Annotated in this window: 18 protein-coding genes and 1 pseudogene; 6 read left to right on the top strand and 13 right to left on the bottom strand. The window is 73.2% G+C overall.

The window, feature by feature from the left end; translation table 11 throughout:
* Position 1: 1 nt before the first annotated feature.
* Positions 2-1,027: an ABC transporter ATP-binding protein gene (locus tag OHS17_RS24790; RefSeq protein ID WP_330313923.1), complete on the top strand. Its 1,026-nt coding sequence runs from the start codon at positions 2-4 to the stop codon at positions 1,025-1,027.
* 15 nt (positions 1,028-1,042) lie between these two features.
* On the opposite strand, the gene OHS17_RS24795 is transcribed toward OHS17_RS24790, so the two are convergent.
* The 6 genes from OHS17_RS24795 to OHS17_RS24820 form a co-directional block, all read right to left on the bottom strand.
* Entirely contained in the window at positions 1,043-1,870 is an 828-nt protein-coding gene (locus OHS17_RS24795) for a hypothetical protein (protein WP_330313924.1), read from the bottom strand.
* Entirely contained in the window at positions 1,867-2,601 is a 735-nt protein-coding gene (locus OHS17_RS24800; protein ID WP_330313925.1) for a MerR family transcriptional regulator, read from the bottom strand. The genes OHS17_RS24795 and OHS17_RS24800 overlap by 4 nt, the downstream gene beginning before the upstream one ends.
* A gap of 71 nt (positions 2,602-2,672) precedes the next feature.
* Positions 2,673-3,077 carry a hypothetical protein gene (locus OHS17_RS24805; RefSeq protein ID WP_330313926.1) on the bottom strand — a complete coding sequence of 135 codons (405 nt, stop codon included), beginning with the start codon at positions 3,075-3,077 and terminating at the stop codon, positions 2,673-2,675.
* A gap of 49 nt (positions 3,078-3,126) precedes the next feature.
* The gene (locus OHS17_RS24810) at positions 3,127-4,248 is read right to left on the bottom strand and encodes an LOG family protein (protein WP_330313927.1); all 1,122 of its coding nucleotides are present in this window, start codon (positions 4,246-4,248) and stop codon (positions 3,127-3,129) included.
* Between the two features lie 102 nt (positions 4,249-4,350).
* On the bottom strand, positions 4,351-5,532 hold the full coding sequence (locus OHS17_RS24815) for a hypothetical protein (RefSeq protein WP_330313928.1): 1,182 nt from the start codon (positions 5,530-5,532) through the stop codon (positions 4,351-4,353).
* Positions 5,514-6,251 (bottom strand): ABC transporter ATP-binding protein, encoded by a 738-nt coding sequence (locus OHS17_RS24820; RefSeq protein ID WP_073863163.1) that lies wholly within the window; start codon positions 6,249-6,251, stop codon positions 5,514-5,516. Before OHS17_RS24820 ends, OHS17_RS24815 begins: the two co-directional genes overlap by 19 nt.
* Before the next feature lie 256 nt (positions 6,252-6,507).
* On the opposite strand from OHS17_RS24820, the gene OHS17_RS24825 reads away from it, so the two are divergent.
* Together OHS17_RS24825 and OHS17_RS24830 are read left to right on the top strand one after the other, a co-directional pair.
* Entirely contained in the window at positions 6,508-7,947 is a 1,440-nt protein-coding gene (locus OHS17_RS24825; RefSeq protein ID WP_330313929.1) for a gamma-aminobutyraldehyde dehydrogenase, read from the top strand.
* Between the two features lie 115 nt (positions 7,948-8,062).
* Positions 8,063-8,593 carry a hypothetical protein gene (locus OHS17_RS24830; protein ID WP_330313930.1) on the top strand — a complete coding sequence of 177 codons (531 nt, stop codon included), beginning with the start codon at positions 8,063-8,065 and terminating at the stop codon, positions 8,591-8,593.
* Between the two features lies 1 nt (position 8,594).
* On the opposite strand, the pseudogene OHS17_RS24835 reads toward OHS17_RS24830, so the two are convergent.
* The 5 genes and pseudogenes from OHS17_RS24835 to OHS17_RS24855 form a co-directional block, all read right to left on the bottom strand.
* A pseudogene (locus OHS17_RS24835) lies at positions 8,595-9,784 on the bottom strand (serine hydrolase domain-containing protein).
* A 95-nt stretch (positions 9,785-9,879) separates the two neighbouring features.
* Positions 9,880-10,611 (bottom strand): response regulator transcription factor, encoded by a 732-nt coding sequence (locus tag OHS17_RS24840; protein ID WP_330313931.1) that lies wholly within the window; start codon positions 10,609-10,611, stop codon positions 9,880-9,882.
* Positions 10,608-11,777, bottom strand: a complete 1,170-nt coding sequence (locus tag OHS17_RS24845) for a sensor histidine kinase (RefSeq protein WP_330315343.1) — start codon at positions 11,775-11,777, stop codon at positions 10,608-10,610. Before OHS17_RS24845 ends, OHS17_RS24840 begins: the two co-directional genes overlap by 4 nt.
* A 26-nt stretch (positions 11,778-11,803) precedes the next feature.
* Entirely contained in the window at positions 11,804-12,514 is a 711-nt protein-coding gene (locus OHS17_RS24850) for a glycerophosphodiester phosphodiesterase (RefSeq protein ID WP_330313932.1), read from the bottom strand.
* A gap of 24 nt (positions 12,515-12,538) precedes the next feature.
* Positions 12,539-13,573 carry an adenosine deaminase gene (locus tag OHS17_RS24855; RefSeq protein ID WP_330313933.1) on the bottom strand — a complete coding sequence of 345 codons (1,035 nt, stop codon included), beginning with the start codon at positions 13,571-13,573 and terminating at the stop codon, positions 12,539-12,541.
* A 117-nt stretch (positions 13,574-13,690) separates the two neighbouring features.
* On the opposite strand from OHS17_RS24855, the gene OHS17_RS24860 reads away from it, so the two are divergent.
* Positions 13,691-14,638, top strand: a complete 948-nt coding sequence (locus tag OHS17_RS24860; RefSeq protein ID WP_330313934.1) for a DUF4190 domain-containing protein — start codon at positions 13,691-13,693, stop codon at positions 14,636-14,638.
* 57 nt (positions 14,639-14,695) lie between these two features.
* Here OHS17_RS24860 and OHS17_RS24865 read toward each other — a convergent pair whose 3' ends face one another.
* Positions 14,696-15,259 carry an NADAR family protein gene (locus OHS17_RS24865; RefSeq protein WP_330315344.1) on the bottom strand — a complete coding sequence of 188 codons (564 nt, stop codon included), beginning with the start codon at positions 15,257-15,259 and terminating at the stop codon, positions 14,696-14,698.
* A gap of 167 nt (positions 15,260-15,426) precedes the next feature.
* Here OHS17_RS24865 and OHS17_RS24870 point away from each other — a divergent pair, with 167 nt between their 5' ends.
* A complete protein-coding gene (locus OHS17_RS24870; protein WP_330313935.1) occupies positions 15,427-15,885 on the top strand; it encodes a hypothetical protein in 459 nt (152 codons plus the stop codon).
* Positions 15,886-15,985: 100 nt separating this feature from the next.
* Positions 15,986-17,809: a chitinase gene (locus OHS17_RS24875; protein ID WP_330313936.1), complete on the top strand. Its 1,824-nt coding sequence runs from the start codon at positions 15,986-15,988 to the stop codon at positions 17,807-17,809.
* Here the strand turns inward: OHS17_RS24875 and OHS17_RS24880 are convergent.
* The gene (locus OHS17_RS24880; RefSeq protein ID WP_330313937.1) at positions 17,763-18,581 is read right to left on the bottom strand and encodes a phosphatase PAP2 family protein; all 819 of its coding nucleotides are present in this window, start codon (positions 18,579-18,581) and stop codon (positions 17,763-17,765) included. The two genes, OHS17_RS24875 and OHS17_RS24880, sit on opposite strands and share 47 nt — an antisense overlap.
* Positions 18,582-18,601 lie beyond the last annotated feature (20 nt).

The following is an 18,601-nucleotide window of genomic DNA, read 5'->3' on the forward strand; positions in this document are numbered from 1 at the left end:
GATGCTGACGCTCGAATCGGTCACCGTCCGCTTCGGTGACCGGGCCGCGCTCGACGGGGTCGACCTGGAGGTCGACGACCACGAGACCGTGTGCGTCCTCGGGCCGAGCGGCAGCGGCAAGTCCACCCTGCTGCGCCTCGTCGCCGGGCTCCAGGAGCCGGACGGCGGCCGGGTCCTGCTCGACGGCACCGACCAGGACGGTATCCCGGTCCACCGGCGCGGCCTCGGCCTGATGTTCCAGGACCACCAGCTCTTCCCGCACCGGGACGTCGGGGCCAACGTCGCCTTCGGCCTGCGGATGCACGGGGCCGGCCGGGCCGAACAGGACCGCCGGGTCGCCGAACTCCTCGACCTCGTCGGCCTCCCCGGCGCCGAACGCCGCGCCGTCGCCGCGCTGTCCGGCGGCGAGCAGCAGCGCGTCGCCCTGGCCCGGGCCCTCGCCCCCAGCCCCAGGCTGCTGATGCTCGACGAGCCCCTGGGCCAGCTGGACCGCAGCCTGCGCGAACGGCTCGTCGTGGAGCTGCGCGCCCTCTTCGGCCGCCTCGGCACCACCGTGCTCGCCGTCACCCACGACCAGGGCGAGGCGTTCGCGCTGGCCGACCGGGTCGTCGTGATGCGCGAGGGCCGCGTCGCCCAGGTGGGCACCCCGCTGGAGGTGTGGCAGCGCCCCGCCTCCGCCTTCGTGGCCCGGTTCCTGGGCTTCGACAACGTGGTCGAGGCGACCGTCGAGGGGGAGGCGGCGGACACGGACTGGGGCGAGGTGCCGGTGCCCGCGGGGTCGCCGCAGGGCGCCTGCGATCTGCTGGTGCGGCCGGCCGGGGTCCGGATCGGCGGGCCGGACAAGGGGTTGCGCTGCGTCGTGGGCGCGCGCACCTTCCGGGGCAGCCATGTCGCCGTGACCCTGCACCCGGAGCGCGGTCCGGTGCTGGAGGCCGAGTGCTCGCTGCGCGGGACGCCGGAGGAGGGCGAGCGGGTGGGCGTCACCTTCGACGCGTCGGAGTGCGTGGTGCTGCCCGCGCTGTTCTGACCGGGCCGCACGCGCTCAGGCGGGGCGGCGGAGCGCGTCGACCAGGGCGCGGGGGGCGTCGGCGTGGAAGCGGATGGTGCGGGCCGCCTCCGGAGCGCCGAGCGGGCGGGTGAAGGGCAGCGGCCGGTTCAGCTCCAGGGTCACCGTGGTCTGGCTGCCCACGATCAGGTCGAGGACCCCGTCGTCGGAGACGGTGATCAGGCGGCCCTCCGGGTAGCGCCGGTCGACCCGGGCCGAGGCGACCGCGTCACGCGGCACGACGAGGTCGAAGAGGGCTCCGTAACGGATCCGCAGAGAGCCGTCGGGGCGCACGACGTGCGGCCTGGTGACGCAGGCGGCGTGCAGGGCCAGCACCAGGACGAGTCCGTACAGGTCGAGCACCAGGAACACCCGGTGGACCACCGGCCACGGGATGAGGAGGGCCAGGCCCACCGTCTCGACGGCCATCACGAAGAGCAGCCCGTACATCATCGCGGTCTGCGGCCCGGTGTACGCGACGGCGAGGTCCCCGGGGCGCACACCGTGCGTGCGGCGCCGGACCCATCGCGCCAGGGAGGCGACGGCGCGCAGCTCGTGGCGGACCAGACGGCGGACCGCCACCGGCACCACCCGCTCCACGGCGGCCCGCCGTGCCGCCCGGGGGTCCGCGCCATCCGCGCGCGCCGCGACGTACAGCGAGCGCAGCACCCGGGCCTCCAGGAGCAGCACGGCGAGCACCAGCGCCTCGGCGCCCGCCATGGCCCACCCGGGCGGCCGGACCCCGGCCACCAGGCAGACCGCCAGGGCCAGTTCCCCGGACAGCACGGCGGCTGCGGCGACCCGTGCCACCCGTACGCCGCTCATCCCCGGCCCCGCGCGAGGAAGGCGTCCATGAGCCGCCCCACGACCTCCGCCTGCGCCGGGGCGTACTCGGCGAGCATCGCCTCCTTGAGCCCGGTCACCACCACCCCGTCCGCGGGAATCGCGGCGAACAGCTCCTCGGGGACGGCCGCCATCAGATCGGCCGCCAGCGGGGCGATCCGCGGATCGTCGGCCGGGGCCTCGGCGAGCGCGTCCAGGCGCTCGTACAGTGCGATGACGGCGGGGTCCGTGACCGGCGTTCCGAACAGCGCGAAGACCTCCTGGGCGCCGGTGCCGGGCGTGTCCATCAGCGTGAGGTAGTCGCGGTCCTTGGCCGCGCTCGGCGAATCGGTCTCCGGGGCCTGTGCCAACAGCGCGGCGAGGGCGGGCGAGACGGGCCCGGTGGCGCCGGGCGGCTCGGCGAGCAGGGCGGCGAGGCGGCGACGGCGCTCCCGGATGGCCGCCTCCTGGCGGGCCAGGTCCGCGTCGAGTTCCGCCAGCACCTCGGCCAGCTCGCGCCCGGCGTCATCGGCGAGGACGTCACGCACCTCGTCAAGACCGAGACCGAGCTCCGTGAGCCGCCGCACCCGGGCGAGCAGCACGGCATCGCGGATGCTGTACGCCCGGTAGCCGTTGGGGCGCCGCTCCGGTTCCGGGAGCAGCCCGACGTGGTGGTAGTGCCGGATCGCCCGGGTGGTCAGCCCCACGAGCGCGGCGATCTCTCCGATTCGCATGCCGCCAGTAGAAACCTTGCCGCTGCGTCAAGGTCAACCGCCGTGACGGATCGCCGGGCGCGTCCGCGTCGCTATCGGCCGGGTGCCCCAGTGCAGCGGCCGTCGGCCATCCGCCAGTAGTGCTGGTGATCGGCCATCCGCCAGGTCTCACCGGCAGCGGTTGCCCGTGTGATCCACGCGCGGAGTTCCGGGAGGGCCTGCGCTCGGAGCACAGCACGGGTGGCAGCACGTTCGGTGGCGTCGACCGGGTGGACGCCGATGCGGAAGCCGACCATGTCCGGGTGGACGCCGCGGCCGTAGTTGCGGGGGTTCGGAGCGATCCACTCCACTCCCAGGACCAGGGTCCCGCTGTCATGTCCGGTGAGGAATGCCAGGTCCGTGACCCGGTCCATGCAGGGGCCGAGACTCTCGCTGATGTCGGTGCTGGTCAGTGGCCAGGCACGGTGCCGGGGCAGCCGTCGATTGCGTGCGGACATGGCGAGCAGAATGGCAGAAGGCCACCGCCGGCCCCACCGAATACCGCGTCTACGCCCCCGAGAGGCGGGCGAGGGCGTCGGGCGCCTCCTCCACCGTGTCGACCAGGGCGATGCGGGACTCCATCGTCCGGCCGGACGCCAGGGTTTGCAGGAGGGGCCAGGCGGGAAGCTCGCGCGTCCAGTGGTCGTGGCCCACCAGCACCATGGGGACGGGTTCGCCGCGGGACTCGTAGTAGTTCGGGGTGACGCTGTCGAAGATCTCCTGGACGGTGCCCGCCGCGCCGGGGAGGAAGATCACGCCCGCGTTCGACCGGGCCAGCAGCCCGTCCTCGCGCAGCGCGTTGGTGAAGTACTTCGCGATGTGCCCGGCGAACGGATTGGGCGGCTCGTGGCCGTAGAACCAGGTGGGGATCGACACGGACGGGCCGCCGTCCGGCCAGCGCTCCCGTACCGCGAAGGCCGCCCGCGCCCAGTCGGTGACCGAGGGCGTGAAGGACGGCACCGCGCCCAGCATCGCGCACGCCTCGTCCAGCATCGCGTCGTCGTGCGGCGCCGCGTACGCCCCCAGGTTGGCCGCCTCCATCGCGCCCGGGCCGCCCCCGGTCGCCACGGTGAGGCCGCGGCGGGCCAGGGTCCTGCCGAGCCGGGCCGCCTCCGCGTAGCCCGCGCTGCCCCGGGGCAGCGCGTGGCCGCCCATCACACCGGCCACCCGGGCCCCGTCGAGCACCTCCGCCAGCGCGTCCGAGATCGCGTCGTCGTGGAGCGCCCGGAGCATCGAGGCGAACGCGTCGCCGTCCGACCGGGTCCGCCGGAACCAGTCGAAGGCCAGGGCGTCCGGCGTGGCCGCGTACCCCTCCCGCGCGAGCCCGTCGTAGAGCGCGTCGGGGGAGTAGAGCAGGCCCCGGTACGGGTCGAAGGGCAGGCCGGGGACGGGCGGGAAGACGAACGCCCCGCCGGCCCGGACCTTCTCCTCCGGACCGGGCTCCATCGGGCAGCCGAGGAACACCGCCCCGGCGGTGTCCGTGGTCAGCAGCGCCTCGCTCCGCTCCGTCAGGTCCACCGACTGCACGCGGCGCCCGGCCAGCGAACCGGCGGCCACCGCCGCGTCGAACTCGGCCAGCGACTCGATCTCGTTGTCGTGGGTGTTCTTGTGCCCGTCCGCGTTCCCCATGAGGGGTCATGCTACGAAACGCTCATCCGACAAGTGTGCGCGCCCGGAAACACGGAACCGGCCGGGCAGGGCGCCCGGCCGGTTCCACACGTCGAGCCGCGCTCAGGGGGTCAGCGGCAGCGCGGCCAGCTCGGCGATCGCCCAGGTGAGCGGGGCGAAGAGGACCAGCAGCGCCACCGCCCGCAGCGCGGTCGCCGCGCGCAGCGCCGAGGCCGGGGCCCCGAGCCGCAGCAGCGCCCTGGCCGTCTCGGCGCGGGCCTGCCGGGCCTCCAGGGCCGAGGTCAGCAGCGTCGCCGTGGTGCAGCCGACGACGAGCACCGCCCCCAGCGCGGTGAGCGGGCCGAACGGCCGGGGCCCGGTCCCGTACAGCGCGAAGGCGGCGATGACCGCCGACAGGACCGCGCAGACGATGCCGAGCGGGCGGCCGATCCGGCGCGCCTCGTCCATCAGGACCCGGCCGGCCAGCAGGCGTACGGCGCCGGGCCGGACCGTCTGGAGCAGCTTGCCGCACAGGTAGGTCAGGCCGGGGCCCGCCGTGGCCAGGCCGATCGCCGTGAGCGTCCAGCCGACGAGCACCCAGGCCGGGGTGGAGTCCAGCTTGCCCGGGAGCGGGAAGGGGCTGCCGGGCGTGCCCCGGCTCGCGTACGCCTCGACCGCGAGACCGGCCGCGGTCAGCGCCACCCCCCAGGGCAGCCCGCCCGGCGGCGCGGCGGGGGCGGGGACCTCCTCGGCGGGCACCAGGTCGCCGCCGTCGTCCGTCTCCCGCGTCGCCCCCGCCGGACGGCCGCGCAGCGCCAGCGCACTGCCCGTCGCGGCCGCCACCGGCACCAGGGCCAGCAGGACCAGCACGGCGGCGAGGGGCAGCGACGCGTCCGCGCCGAGCAGGTCGGCGGCGGCCCCGTCGAACGGCAGCCCGGACAGGTCGCCGCGCAGATGGAGGAAGAACAGCAGCGCCACGGCGGAGCCGAGGGTGCACGAGACGGCGGTGGAGACCGCGGCGAGCACGCTGAGCTTCACCGGGCCGAGGCCCACGGCGGACAGCCCGCCGCGCGGCCGGGTGCTCGGGTCCGTACGGGCCACCGCGACGGCGAACTGCACGGTGGCGGCGAGCGGGATGAAGCACCACAGCAGCCGCAGCACCGAACCCGCCGAGTGCGGGTGCCCGGCGGCGTAACCGAGGGCGCACAGGAGGAGGAAGCCGACCCCGGCGGAGGCGGCCGCGACCAGCAGCCGCCGCATCAGGACCAGTGGATGGGAACCGCGGGCTAGACGGAGAGCGAGCACGCCGCGCGCCCCTCCGGATCGGCTTCGGCGGGCAGGCCGACGGTGGACACCCGGCGCCCGTCGAGCAGCGGCACCACGCGGTCGGCGAGCGAGGCGATCTCGGCGTCGTGGGTGGCGAGTACCACCGTGATCCCGTGCGAGCGGGCGGCACTGGTCAGGGTCCGCAGGACGTGCGTGCGGTCCGTGCGGTGCAGCGTCGCGGTCGGCTCGTCGGCGAAGATCACCGAGGGCCCGGCGGCCAGTGCGCGGGCCACGGCGATCCGCTGCCGCTGGCTCTGCTGGAGGGTGTGCGGGCGCTTCTTGGCACAGGTGCCGATGTCCAGGCGCTCCAGCCACTCCATGGCGGCCTTCCTGGCCTCCCGGTGCGAGGCGCCGCGCAGCAGGAGCGGCAGAGCGGTGTTCTCCCAGGTGTTCAGCTCCGGGACGAGCTGCGGCTCGGGGGCGATCCAGCCGAACTTGTCGCGGCGCAGCCGCTCGCGCAGCCTCGGCCCCATCGTGTGCACGGGCACGCTGTTGAACCAGACCTCGCCCTGCTCGGGCACCAGCTGGCCGGAGAGGCAGTGCAGCAGCGTCGTTTTGCCGCTGCCGCGCGGACCGGTCACCGCGAGGATCTCGCCGTCGCGGATGCCCAGGGAGACCCCGCCGAGCGCGGGTGAGCCGTTGTGGGAGTGCTGCAGGGAACGCGCCCAGATCACATCGTTGTCCGGCGGGGCCACCATGGCGTACACCTCGGTTCAGATCAGATATCCCGTCCCCCGTACGGGGGAACGAAGAGAGGGCCGATCGGTCACTCGGCACCGTAAGGATTCGGATCGCGGTGAGCGGACAGCACGCGGCCCGGGCCCGCCTCTTCCCACTCGATCGGGCGCATCCCGGCCGCTCCGGGAGCCGGGGGACGCCTTGCCCGGCACAGGACACCGGGGCCCGACTACGCTGGTCGTCTCACCCATTGGACATATACGAGGAGGGGTGGCCGTGACCGCCGAGGTACGCCGTCTGCGCAACTACATCAACGGGGAGTTCCGGGACGCCGCCGACGGGCGGACGATCGACGTGGTCAACCCGGTGACCGAGGAGGTCTACGCGACCTCGCCGCTCTCCGGCCCCGCCGACGTCGACGCCGCCATGGCCGCCGCCGCGGCCGCTTTCCCCGCCTGGCGCGACGCCACACCGGCCGAGCGCCAGCGCGCCCTGCTCAAGATCGCGGACGCGTTCGAGGAGCGGGCCGAGGACCTCATCGCCGCCGAGTCCGAGAACACGGGCAAGCCGCTCGGGCTGACCCGCACCGAAGAGATCCCGCCGATGGTGGACCAGATCCGCTTCTTCGCGGGCGCCGCCCGGCTCCTGGAGGGGCGCTCGGCCGGTGAGTACATGGAGGGGCTGACCTCCATCGTGCGCCGCGAGCCGGTCGGCGTCTGCGCGCAGGTCGCGCCGTGGAACTACCCGATGATGATGGCCGTCTGGAAGTTCGCCCCGGCGCTCGCCGCGGGCAACACCGTCGTCATCAAGCCGTCCGACACCACGCCCGCCTCGACCGTGCTGATCGCCGAGATCATCGGGCAGATCCTGCCCAAGGGCGTCTTCAACGTCATCTGCGGCGACCGCGACACCGGCCGCGCGATGGTCGAGCACCGGACCCCGGCGATGGCCTCCATCACCGGCTCGGTGCGGGCGGGCATGCAGGTCGCCGAGTCGGCCGCGAAGGACGTCAAGCGGGTCCACCTGGAGCTCGGCGGCAAGGCGCCCGTCGTCGTCTTCGAGGACACCGACATCGCCAAGGCCGTCGAGGACATCTCGGTCGCGGGCTACTTCAACGCCGGGCAGGACTGCACGGCCGCCACCCGCGTGCTGGTCCACGAGTCCATCCACGACGAGTTCGTCACCGCGCTCGCCAAGGCCGCCGCCGACACGAAGACCGGCCTGCCGGACGACGAGGACGTGCTCTACGGCCCGCTCAACAACGCCAACCAGCTGGCCCAGGTCAGCGGCTTCATCGAGCGCCTTCCCGCCCACGCCCGGGTCGAAGCGGGCGGCCACCGGGTCGGCGACCAGGGCTACTTCTACGCCCCGACCGTCGTCTCCGGCCTCAAGCAGGACGACGAGATCATCCAGCACGAGGTCTTCGGCCCGGTCATCACCGTCCAGTCGTTCCGCGACGAGGCGCAGGCCGTGGAGTGGGCGAACGGCGTCGAGTACGCCCTGGCCTCCTCGGTGTGGACCAAGGACCACGCGCGCGCCATGCGGATGTCCAAGAACCTGGACTTCGGCTGCGTCTGGATCAACACGCACATCCCGCTGGTCGCCGAGATGCCGCACGGCGGTTTCAAGAAGTCCGGTTACGGCAAGGACCTTTCGGCCTACGGCTTCGAGGACTACACGCGCATCAAGCACGTGATGACGTCCATCGAGGGCTGAGCGACCACCCCCGCGCCCCCGTGCGAACCGGCCGGTTCGCACGGGGGCGCGGGTCGTTCGCCCCTATACCGGGGGTGGCGTAAAGAGCCGGTAAATGCGGGCGTACGCTGCCGATATGAGCGAGCAACGCGCCTTGCGAAGGCGTATACGCGTGTGGTTGGTCGTCTTCATCGTCTGTCTGGTTCTGAGCGGGCTGACCGCCTTCCCGCTCGTCCACGAACTGCGGTTGACCGAGGATCTGCTGACGTCCTCGGCCTCTCCCGTCCCCGAGCACTTCCCGGATCTGCTGGAGTGGATCACGCGCGTCCGCACCGGCCTGGACGAGGCCGACGCCCGGTACCCCTTCGTGCTGTACGGCACCGACTGGCTGGCCTTCGCCCACCTGGTCATCGCGGTCGCCTTCTACGGGCCCTTCCGCGACCCGGTCCGCAACATCTGGGTGATCGAGTTCGACATGATCGCCTGTGCCGGGATCATCCCGCTCGCGCTGATCTGCGGCCCGATCCGCGACATCCCGTTCTGGTGGTCGATCATCGACATGTCGTTCGGCGTCTTCGGGGTGATCCCGCTGCTGATCGTGCACCGCAAGATCAAGCGTCTTGAGGCGATGGAGCAGGCACCGGAGCGCGAACCGGTGGCGGCCTGACTCAGTCGGCCGACGGCGCCCCGAAGACCGTCGAGACCACACCCATGACCAGGGCGTTCTCCCCTTCGGCCTTCGCGTCCGTGGAGTTGATGCTGTAGACGAGCGTGCGGGAGAGATCGCGCGTGGCGCCGATTCCCGAGTTGTAGCCCCAGCGGCCGCCGGTCTTGCCCCAGACCTGGCGGCCGCCCAGCGTCCAGGTGGACAGACCGGCGCTGAACGCGGGCGCCCTGCCGGTCACGAAGTCGCGCACCGAGGGGTCCGGCAGCGTGAACATCTCCTCCAGCAGCGGCCCGCGCACCACCCGGCCCCGGAACAGCGCGGTCAGGAAGCGCTCCAGGTCGGCGGTGGTGGAGATGATGTCCCCCGCCGCCCAGCCGTCCGTCGGGCTCCACACGCTGACGTCCCGCAGAACGGTGGTGCCGTCCTCCTGCCCCATGCGCTGGTACCCGTGGTTGTGCGGGCCGTGGATACGGGGGTCGGAGCCGGGGAACGACGTGTCGCGCAGACCCAGCGGGGCCAGGATGCGCCGGGAACTTCCCCCTCGTAGGAGTGCCCGGTGACCTTCTCGATCAGCAGCCCGGCCACCGTGGAGTTGATGTTGAGGTAGTGCTGCCGCGTCCCCGCCGGGAACTCCGGCTTCTTGGCCGTGGCCGAGGCGACCATCTCGCGCGCGTCGAAGCGGTGGAAGCGGTTGGCGTACCACTCCTCCACCGTGTCGCCCGGGTAGTCGGCCGACGGCAGCCCGCTGGTGTGGTTCAGCAACTGGCGTACGGTGACCGCCCCGTACGCCGCGGGGATCAGCTCCGGCAGGTAGGAGCGCACCGGCCGGTCCAGGCTCAGCTTCCGCTCGGCGGCGAGTTGGAGGACGGTCGCGGCGGTGAAGACCTTGGTCACCGAACCCGCCCGGAACCGCGCGTCCGGGTCCGCCGGACGCTTCGTCACCAGGTCGTGGACCCCGGCGGAACCCCGCCACGCGCCCTCGGTGCCGCCCAGCCGGATCAGGGCGGCCGTCGCCCCCTCGTCGGGGAGCCCGGCGATGAGGTCGCGCAGCGCCCCGGTGTCCGTGCCGGCCGCCGCCGGAGCGGTGGCGTGCGCCGGGGCGCCCGTCGCGAGGGCCGGGCCCGCGGCGCCCGCCGCGATTCCGGCGACCAGGGCGGCGGCGAGGACGGTACGGCGGATACGGGCGTTCATCGTGATGCCTCCAGGCAGGGAGATCCGTGGCGGCGAAGTCCCGTCGACCGCGCCGTTGTCGATCCCATCCTGCGGACCGGGAGGCCCTTCGCGGATCACCGGAGCGGGGGGTTCCCGGCGGGCTCGTTCCTCCCCTGCGCGGGGGAGGAGGAGGGCGGTGCTCCCTCGGGCGAGGGAGCGACGAGCCCGGTCTCGTAGGCGCAGATGACGGCCTGGATGCGGTCGCGCAGGCCCAGTTTGGACAGCACGTTGCCCACATGCGTCTTCACCGTGTGGTCGCTGACCACCATCGCCGCCGCGATCTCCGCGTTGGAAAGACCGCGCGCCAGATGCAGCAGCGTCTCGCGCTCCCGGGCGGTCAGGACACCGAGCCGCCGCTCGTCCGCGACCGCCGTCGCCTGCTCCGGACGCGAGGTGTACGCGGCGATCAGGAGCCGCGCCACCGAGGGCGCCAGCAGCGAGTCGCCCGCCGCCACCACCCGTACCGCGTGCACGAGGTCGTCCCGGCGGACGTCCTTGAGGAGGAAGCCGCTCGCTCCGGCGTGCAGCGCCTCGTACACGTACGCGTCGGAGTCGAAGGTCGTCAGCATGACCGTCCGGCAGGCGGTCCGGGCGCTGATCTCGCGGCAGGCGCCGATGCCGTCCAGGACGGGCATCCGGATGTCCAGCAGGGCCACGTCCGGCTCCAGCCGGCGCACCGCGTCCACCGCCTGCGCCCCGTCGCCCGCCTCGGCCACCACCTCGATGTCCGGCTGGGCGTCCAGGATCATCGCGAACCCGCTGCGGACCAGCTCCTGGTCGTCCGCCACCACGACACGGATCGTCAACTCCCCACCTCCACCGAGGGCGTTACCGGCACGAGGGGGAGCGTGACGTCGACCCGGAATCCCCGTCCGCCCGGCCCCGGACCGGTACGGGCGCTGCCGCCGTGCGCCGCCGCCCGCTCCCGGATGCCGATCAGGCCGTGCCCGGTGCCCGTGCCCCCGCCGCGGCCGTCGTCGGTCACCGAGACGGTCAGGCCGCTCTCCCCGTACGCCAGCAGGACGGCGGCCTCGGAGGCGGCGGCGTGCTTGACCGTGTTGGTCAGGGCCTCCTGCACGATCCGGTACACGGCGCTGTCGGTGTCCCGGGGCAGCGGGCGCTCCGGACCGGTCACCGTGAGGGTCACCGCCAGGCCGCTGGCGCGTACGCGCTCCACCAGCGCCGGGAGTTCGGACAGGGCCGGCTGCGGGGAGCGGGGCGCGCCGGGCCCCTGCTCGCTCTCGCGCAGCACGCCGAGCATCCGGCGCAGCTGGACCATCGCGTCCCTGCCGGTCTCCGAGATCGCGTCGAACGCCGCCTCCGCCCGCTCCGGAGCCGTACGGACCGCCACCGGGCCCGCCTCCGCCTGCACGATCATCAGGCTCCCCGCGTGCGACAGGATGTCGTGCATCTCCCGGGCGATCCTGGCCCGTTCCCGGGTCGCCGCCTGCTCGGCCTCGATCCGGCGGGTGACCTCCAGCTGCCGCGCCCGGTCCTCGACGGCCCTGGTGTACGCCTGGCGGGTGTCCGTGAACCGGCCGAACCCGTACGCCGCCGTGAACACCATCAGCGAGAAGACCAGCTCCCTGGCCTCGCCCGTGTTGAACGCGACCGAGGGGAAGACGATCGCCAGGGTCAGCGCCCCGCAGAGCCGGCGGGCCCGTGCCGGGGCGTAGGCGGCGACGCTGTAGAGGGCGACCAGACCGGTGTACGGCAGGGTCTGCCCCGGCCCGTCGGCGGCCAGCCCGTACAGGCCCTGCGCCGCCACCACCGCCAGCAGCACCCGCACCGGGGCCCGGCGCCGCCACAGCAGCGGAAGCACGGTCAGGGTGGTCAGCAGATACGCGGACAGCGTCGCGGGTTCGAGGCGGGGGTCGCGGGGCAGCACCCAGGGCACCGACACCGCCGCCTGCACCAGCAGGACCACGCCGATGTCGGTCACCCGGGGACCCGGACCGCCGGTCTCCCGCATCCGGCGCCAGACCGTGCGGGGGCTTGTCACGGTCTCCGCCCGGCTCCGTGCCGGTCGATCAGCTTGCGGAGCACGTCGATCCGGTTGGTGGTGACGGAGTCCACGCCGTACGCGAGCAGCCGGCGCATCGTCCGGCCGGTGTCGGCGGTCCACGCCGAGACCAGCAGCCCGTCGCGGTGATTGCGGTCCGTCAGCTCCCGGCTGACCAGCCCGAACCGGTAGTTCAGCCAGCGCGGCCGGACCGCGTCGAGCAGCGCCGCACGCGGGGGAGCGAGCGTCGTCCAGGTCATCGCGATCTCGGCCGACGGGTCGGCCGCCCGCACCCGCAGCATCGCCTCGGGCCCCGCGCAGTAGTACACGCGCTCACCGGCCCCGCACTCCCGCACCACGCCCACCGTGCGCTTCACCGAATCCGGCGTGGAGCCCGGCAGATCGATCATCACGCGGTGCGCGCCGACGGCCGGCAGCGCCTCGCGCAGCGTCGGCACCCCGCCCGCCGTCAGCTCGGTCAGCTCCTGGTGGCTGAGCCGGTCCAGCCGCAGGTCATGACCCCACAGCCGGTCCAGCGTGGCGTCGTGCAGCAGGACCGGCACCCCGTCCCGGGTGACCCGGACGTCGATCTCCACCGCGTCCGCCCCGCGTTCGAGCGCGGAGCGGATCGAGGCGAGGGTGTTCTCGCGGGCACGGTACGGATCGCCGCGATGCGCGACGGCGGTGACAGGCGTGGGCGTGGGCATGGGGCCATTGTCACCGCCGGTGCGTCAGCGTCCGGCGCGGGTCAGCCAGTTGGCGGTGTACGTGTCGATCTCGTCGGACAGCGTCCGCTTGCCGGCCGGGTCCAGGAAGGACGCCTCGACGGCGTTCTTCGCGAGCGCGGCCAGGCCGTGCTCGTCCAGGCCGAGGATGCGGGCGGCCACCGCGTACTCGTTGTTGAGGTCGGTGCCGAACATGGGCGGGTCGTCGCTGTTGATCGTGACCAGCACCCCGGCCTGGACCATCTCGCGGACCGGGTGCTGCTCGATGTCCTTCACCGCCCGGGTCGCGATGTTGGACGTGGGGCAGACCTCCAGGGCGATGCGCCGCTCGGCGAGGTGGTCGAGCAGCTTCGGGTCGGCGACCGAGCTGGTGCCGTGGCCGATGCGCTCGGCGCGCAGCTCGGTCAGCGCGTCCCAGACGGTCTGCGGGCCCGTGGTCTCCCCGGCGTGCGGCACCGAGTGCAGGCCCTCGGCGATGGCGCGGTCGAAGTAGGGCTTGAACTGCGGACGGTCCACACCGATCTCCGGGCCGCCGAGGCCGAACGACACCAGCCCCTCGGGCCGCAGGTCCACCGCGAGCCGGGTGGTCTCCTCGGCGGCCGCAAGACCGGCCTCGCCGGGGATGTCGAAGCACCAGCGCAGCACGACGCCGAGCTCCCGCTCGGCCGCCTTGCGGGCGTCCTCGATCGCCTCCATGAACCCCTGCTCGGGAATGCCGCGCCGGGTCGAGGAGAACGGGGTGACCGTCAGCTCCGCGTACCGGATGTTCTGCCGGGCCATGTCACGGGCGACCTCGTACGTCAGCAGCCGGACGTCCTCCGGGGTGCGGATCAGGTCCACGACCGACAGGTAGACGTCGATGAAGTGGGCGAAGTCGGTGAAGGTGAAATAGTCGGCCAGCGCCTCGGGGGCGGTGGGGACCTTGGAGTCGGGGTGGTGCGCGGCCAGCTCCGCGACGATGCGGGGGGAGGCCGAACCGACGTGGTGGACATGGAGCTCGGCCTTGGGCAGCCCCGCGATGAAGGGGTGCAGGTCGGTCATCGGGGCCTCCGTGGGCGTGGAGTGTGACGGGCCCCGGTCAGGGGGCGACCGGGGCGGGGGACGGGAGTCATCGTAGGACGGGCCCGTAGCATGACCGCATCACGATGGGGGAGGCCCATGTCAGACAACACAGATCAGCCTGCGGACGGGGCCGCACCGATCGATCCCTGGGCACCGCCGGAGCGGCGCACCCCGGCCGCTCCGGGCAGCCCCGAGCCCTCGGACAGCCCGGCGCCCCGCGTGCCCCTGGACAAGAAGCCCGGCGCCGGGACCCCCGGCGCCGACGCCCCGGCCGACGCCATACCCGGAGACGGCATATCCGGGGCCCCGCGCCCGCCCGCCGTGCACGACCAGCAGACGGTCACCTCCATGCCGGGTATCGGCACCGGACCGGTCCCGCCCACCGGATTCGGCACGCCGCAGACCGGGCCCGCCGCATGGGCGGCGCCCGGAACCCCCGGGGCCGTGCCCCCGCCGCCCGTCGGGCCGAACGGCCCCGGCCAGGCCGGACCGCCGCCCCAGGACGGCTTCCCGGGCGCCCAGGCGCAGGACGGCTACCCCGGCACCCCGCCGCAGTACGGCTATCCCGGCCCGCAGGCCCCGGGATACGGCTACCCCGGCGCCCAGCCCCCGCAGTTCGGCTACCCCGCCGGGCAGGCGCCGCAGTACGGCTACCCGGGCTACGGAAACCCGTGGGGCGGACCGGCGCCCGCCAACGGGATGGGCATCGCCGCCCTGGTGCTCGGCATCATCGCGACGGCCGGATTCTGCATGTACGGCCTGGGCATCGTCCTCGGCATCCTCGCGCTGATCTTCGGCATCATCGGCCGCGGCCGCGCCCAGCGGGGCGAGGCCGACAACGGGGGCGTGGCACTGGCCGGGATCATCCTCGGCTCCATCGGGATCGTCGTCAGCGCGGCCTTCCTCGGCCTCTTCATCTGGCTCGTGACCAACGACGAGTTCGATGACGAGGACAGCGGGTCCGACTACGAGCCCGCGCCCGTCTCGCTCGTCGCCGAGGCGCGCGAGCTCCCGCCGCTGGGCCACTTCTCCGTACGGGCCTGAGCGCACCGGCACCCCGGCTCGCGGGGCGACGGGAGACACCTCCGCCCGCGAGCCGCCTCACACGGCCTGGGCCCGCAGCTCCTCCCGGGCCGCCATCAGCGCGAACCCCAGCAGATTGAGCCCGCGCCACTCCGCCGGGTCCTCGGCGCGCGGGTCGTCCGCCGCGAGCCCGATGCCCCAGATGCGGTCCATGGGGCTCGCCTCCACCAGCACCCGGTCACCGGTGCGCAGCAGGAACGCGCCGAGCTCCGGGTCCTGGCCGAACTTGTGCACGCTGCCCGCCACCACCAGGCCGTACCGCTCCCGCTTCCAGACGGCGTCATCGAAGCCCCGGACCAGCCGGCCGACCTTCTTCGCCTCGGCCGGGGTCTTCGCCGCCACCGCCCGCTCCGCCGCCTCCGCGTCGCCGAACAGCCGGGCCTTGCCGGCCATCATCCAGTGCTCCGCCGACGCGTACGTCACCCCGTCGACCGTGAACGGTGAGGGCCACCACTGACTGAGGCAGCTCGCGCCGATGGAGCCGTCCGGGCGCGGCCGGTGCCCCCAGAAGTGCAGGTACTTCACCTTCTCGCCGCGGCCGGCCAGCTCGACGAGGTCTTCGATACTGCGCACGTCCCCCATGTGTTCCATGCTCCGGAGTCTGCCACCCGCCACTGACAACGGTCCGGCGTGACCCAGATCACTACCAATGAGTAGCCGAACCCGCGTCATGGATCGCCGCCGACCCGCTCTCTCCCGTGAACGCGCCCGCCGTCCGGCCGGCGCGACACGGACTACGGAGGCGGGCCATGAAGGGCTCGAAGGTCAGGGCAGCGGTCGAGTGGCTGGCGTCGGCGGCGCCCGACCCGGTCGCCTGCCGGTGGGACTGGGAGCGCGATCCGCGGGGGATCGCGCTCCTGCCCGCCGGCCGGCGCTGGGACGTACTGATCCTGCCGGGGGAGCTGGGCTATCCCACGCTCGACGTGCTCACCCGGCTCGTCGACCGGCCGGGACCGGTCCTCGCGGACTTCGGCGAGTCCCGGATGGGGTTCTTCGTCCCGCCGGGCACCGTCGCCCGCTGGGTCGGCACCGGCATCCGGGGGGCCGGGAGCGGCACCTGGATCGTCGTCCCGCACCCGGGCCGGCCGGCCGGAAAGGTGCGCTGGCTCGTCCCGCCCGACGGCTCGGGCACCCTCACCGACGCCACGCTCCTGGAGCTCGCGATGCACGAGGCGGCGGCGGGCCCCGCAGGCGGCGAGGGGGTCTGACCCTGCCAGAGGTCTTGACAACCCGATTGGTCTGGACCATGTTGTGCGCGCCGCATCAATTCCCCGCGCCGCACCAATTCCCCCCTGTACGGAGGCCGTTGTGGAACGCACAAGACCCCCCGCCCGCCTGACCGGACTTGTGGCCGCCTTCTCGGCCGCCCTGCTCGCCGCAGGCGGTCTCGCCGCCTCGGCGCCCACCGCCGCCGCGGCCGACGCCGAGCTGGCGGGCAACGGCACCTTCGAGGCCGGGCTGTCCGGCTGGAACTGCTCCGGCGGCAGCGGAGCGGTCGTCAGCACCCCCGTACACGGCGGGACTTCGGCGCTGAAGGCCACCCCGGCCGGCAGCGACAACGCGCAGTGCTCCCAGTCCGTGAAGGTCAAGCCCGGCTCCACGTACACGCTGAGCGCCTGGGTGCAGGGCAGTTACGTCTACCTCGGCGCCTCGGGCACCGGCACGACGGACGTCTCCACCTGGACGCAGTCCGCCCCCGGCTGGCAGAAGCTCACGACCACCTTCACGACCGGGCCCTCCACCACCTCGGTCAGCATCTACACGCACGGCTGGTACGGCACCCCGGCCTACTACGCCGACGACATCAGCCTCGTCGGCCCGGGCGGCGACCCGGTCGTGCTGCCCTCCGCCCCCACGGCCCTCAAGGCCGGTACGGTCACCTCCTCCTCGGTCGCCCTGTCCTGGACGGGCTCCTCCGGGGCCACCGGCTACAACGTCTACCAGGGCGGCACCAAGGTCCAGAGCGTCACCGGGACCTCGGCCACCGTGACCGGACTCAGCGCCTCCACCGCGTACAGCTTCCAGGTCAGCGCCGTCAACGAGGCGGGCGAGTCCGCCAAGTCGGCCGCGGTCGCGGCGACCACCGGCAAGGGCAGCGAGGGCGGTACCGGTACCCAGCTGCCGGCCCACGCGCTCGTCGGCTATCTGCACGCCAGCTTCGCCAACGGCTCCGGCTACACGCGCATGGCGGACGTGCCCGACTCCTGGGACGTCATCGACCTGGCCTTCGGCGAGCCGACCTCCGTCACCTCGGGGGACATCCGCTTCAAGCTCTGCCCGGTCACCGAGTGCCCGAACGTCGAGTCGGAGGCCGAGTTCAAGGCGGCCATCAAGGCCAAGCAGGCCGCAGGCAAGAAGGTCCTGATCTCCATCGGCGGCCAGAACGGCCAGGTGCAGCTCGCCACCACCGCCGCCCGTGACACGTTCGTCTCCTCGGTCAGCAAGATCATCGACGAGTACGGCCTCGACGGTCTGGACATCGACTTCGAGGGCCACTCGCTCTCGCTGAACACCGGGGACACCGACTTCCGGAACCCCACCACCCCGGTGATCGTCAACCTGATCTCGGCGGTGAAGACCCTCAAGGCCAAGTACGGCGAGAAGTTCGTCCTCACCATGGCCCCGGAGACCTTCTTCGTGCAGCTCGGGTACCAGTACTACGGCTCCGGTCCCTGGGGCGGCCAGGACCCGCGCGCCGGTGCCTACCTGCCGGTGATCCACGCGCTGCGCGACGACCTCACCCTGCTGCACGTCCAGGACTACAACTCGGGCTCCATCATGGGTCTGGACAACCAGTACCACTCCATGGGCGGCGCCGACTTCCACATCGCGATGACCGACATGCTGATGGCCGGCTTCCCCGTCGCCGGTGACCAGACGAAGGTCTTCCCCGGCCTGCGGCCCGACCAGATCGCGATCGGCCTCCCGGCCTCCACGCAGGCGGGCAACGGACACACCTCGCCCGCCGAGGTCACCAAGGCGCTCAACTGCCTCACCAAGAAGACCGACTGCGGCTCCTACGCCACCCACGGCACCTGGTCGGGCCTGCGCGGCCTGATGACCTGGTCCGTCAACTGGGACCGCTTCAACAACTGGGAGTTCTCGAAGAACTTCGACGCCTACTTCGGCTGAGCACCCCGTACAACAGCAGGAGCAGCAGCCCGCACAGGAACCAGCTGCCCAGCACATCCAGCGGCCAGTGATAGCCGCGGAGCACCAGACCGATGCCCGTCATCGCCGTCAGCAGGACGGCGATGACGGGCATCATCCATCTGCGCCGCCCCCGCCCGGCGAGCAGCAGCGCCGAAGCCCCGTACGCCACCGCCGCCGTCGCCGCGTGCCCCGACGGGTAGTAGCCGGTGGCCTCCGTCAGCGGCCCGGGCCGGGCGATCCAGTCCTTCAGCGGTACGACGAGCAGGGGCACCGCAGCCATCGCGAGGGCCGCGGCCAGAGCCTCCCGGCGCCGCCCGCGCAGCACCGACCAGCCGAGCGCACAGGCCAGCACCGGAAGGGCGACCTGCATGTTGCCGAGATCGGCGAGGAATTCGGTGAGCCACCGGGGGCCGTGGCCGACGAGGGCACGCCCGGCCCGCTCGTCGAGGCCGCGCAGCGGGCCGTCGGCGGCGATCTGCCAGGTGATCAGCGCGAAGAGGGCCGACAGGCCCGACACCAGGGAGAAGAAAAAAGCCGTCCGCCCCGGAACTGGGGGGGTTGTTCCGGAGCGGACGAGTGGACCGGTTTGCCGCGCGCCCCGGGGGGTGTGGGGCGGGCGGCCATCCGATCGGTGAGGAGTTCCGGAGCGTGATGCCCCAGTGGTGTGCGCGAAAGCACGCCCGGGACGGTGCCGAGGAAGCTCCGACCCGGATTCACCCGCAGTCCCCTGCGGGCGGGGTGTTTCTCTCATCTGCGGAAACCGTACGTCAG

Source organism: Streptomyces sp. NBC_00523 (assembly GCF_036346615.1).
Classification (GTDB): Bacteria; Actinomycetota; Actinomycetes; order Streptomycetales; family Streptomycetaceae; genus Streptomyces.

Coding starts and splice junctions, on each gene's coding strand:
- OHS17_RS24865 (WP_330315344.1), bottom strand. CDS start 15,259: ATGGGGGACGTGCGCAGTATCGAAGACCTCGTCGAGCTGGCCGGCCGC.
- OHS17_RS24820 (WP_073863163.1), bottom strand. CDS start 6,251: ATGGTGGCCCCGCCGGACAACGATGTGATCTGGGCGCGTTCCCTGCAG.
- OHS17_RS24810 (WP_330313927.1), bottom strand. CDS start 4,248: ATGGGGAACGCGGACGGGCACAAGAACACCCACGACAACGAGATCGAG.
- OHS17_RS24845 (WP_330315343.1), bottom strand. CDS start 11,777: ATGCGGGAGACCGGCGGTCCGGGTCCCCGGGTGACCGACATCGGCGTG.
- OHS17_RS24855 (WP_330313933.1), bottom strand. CDS start 13,573: ATGACCGACCTGCACCCCTTCATCGCGGGGCTGCCCAAGGCCGAGCTC.
- OHS17_RS24830 (WP_330313930.1), top strand. CDS start 8,063: ATGAGCGAGCAACGCGCCTTGCGAAGGCGTATACGCGTGTGGTTGGTC.
- OHS17_RS24870 (WP_330313935.1), top strand. CDS start 15,427: ATGAAGGGCTCGAAGGTCAGGGCAGCGGTCGAGTGGCTGGCGTCGGCG.
- OHS17_RS24850 (WP_330313932.1), bottom strand. CDS start 12,514: ATGCCCACGCCCACGCCTGTCACCGCCGTCGCGCATCGCGGCGATCCG.
- OHS17_RS24880 (WP_330313937.1), bottom strand. CDS start 18,581: ATGAGAGAAACACCCCGCCCGCAGGGGACTGCGGGTGAATCCGGGTCG.
- OHS17_RS24805 (WP_330313926.1), bottom strand. CDS start 3,077: ATGTCCGCACGCAATCGACGGCTGCCCCGGCACCGTGCCTGGCCACTG.
- OHS17_RS24790 (WP_330313923.1), top strand. CDS start 2: ATGCTGACGCTCGAATCGGTCACCGTCCGCTTCGGTGACCGGGCCGCG.
- OHS17_RS24795 (WP_330313924.1), bottom strand. CDS start 1,870: ATGAGCGGCGTACGGGTGGCACGGGTCGCCGCAGCCGCCGTGCTGTCC.
- OHS17_RS24860 (WP_330313934.1), top strand. CDS start 13,691: ATGTCAGACAACACAGATCAGCCTGCGGACGGGGCCGCACCGATCGAT.
- OHS17_RS24800 (WP_330313925.1), bottom strand. CDS start 2,601: ATGCGAATCGGAGAGATCGCCGCGCTCGTGGGGCTGACCACCCGGGCG.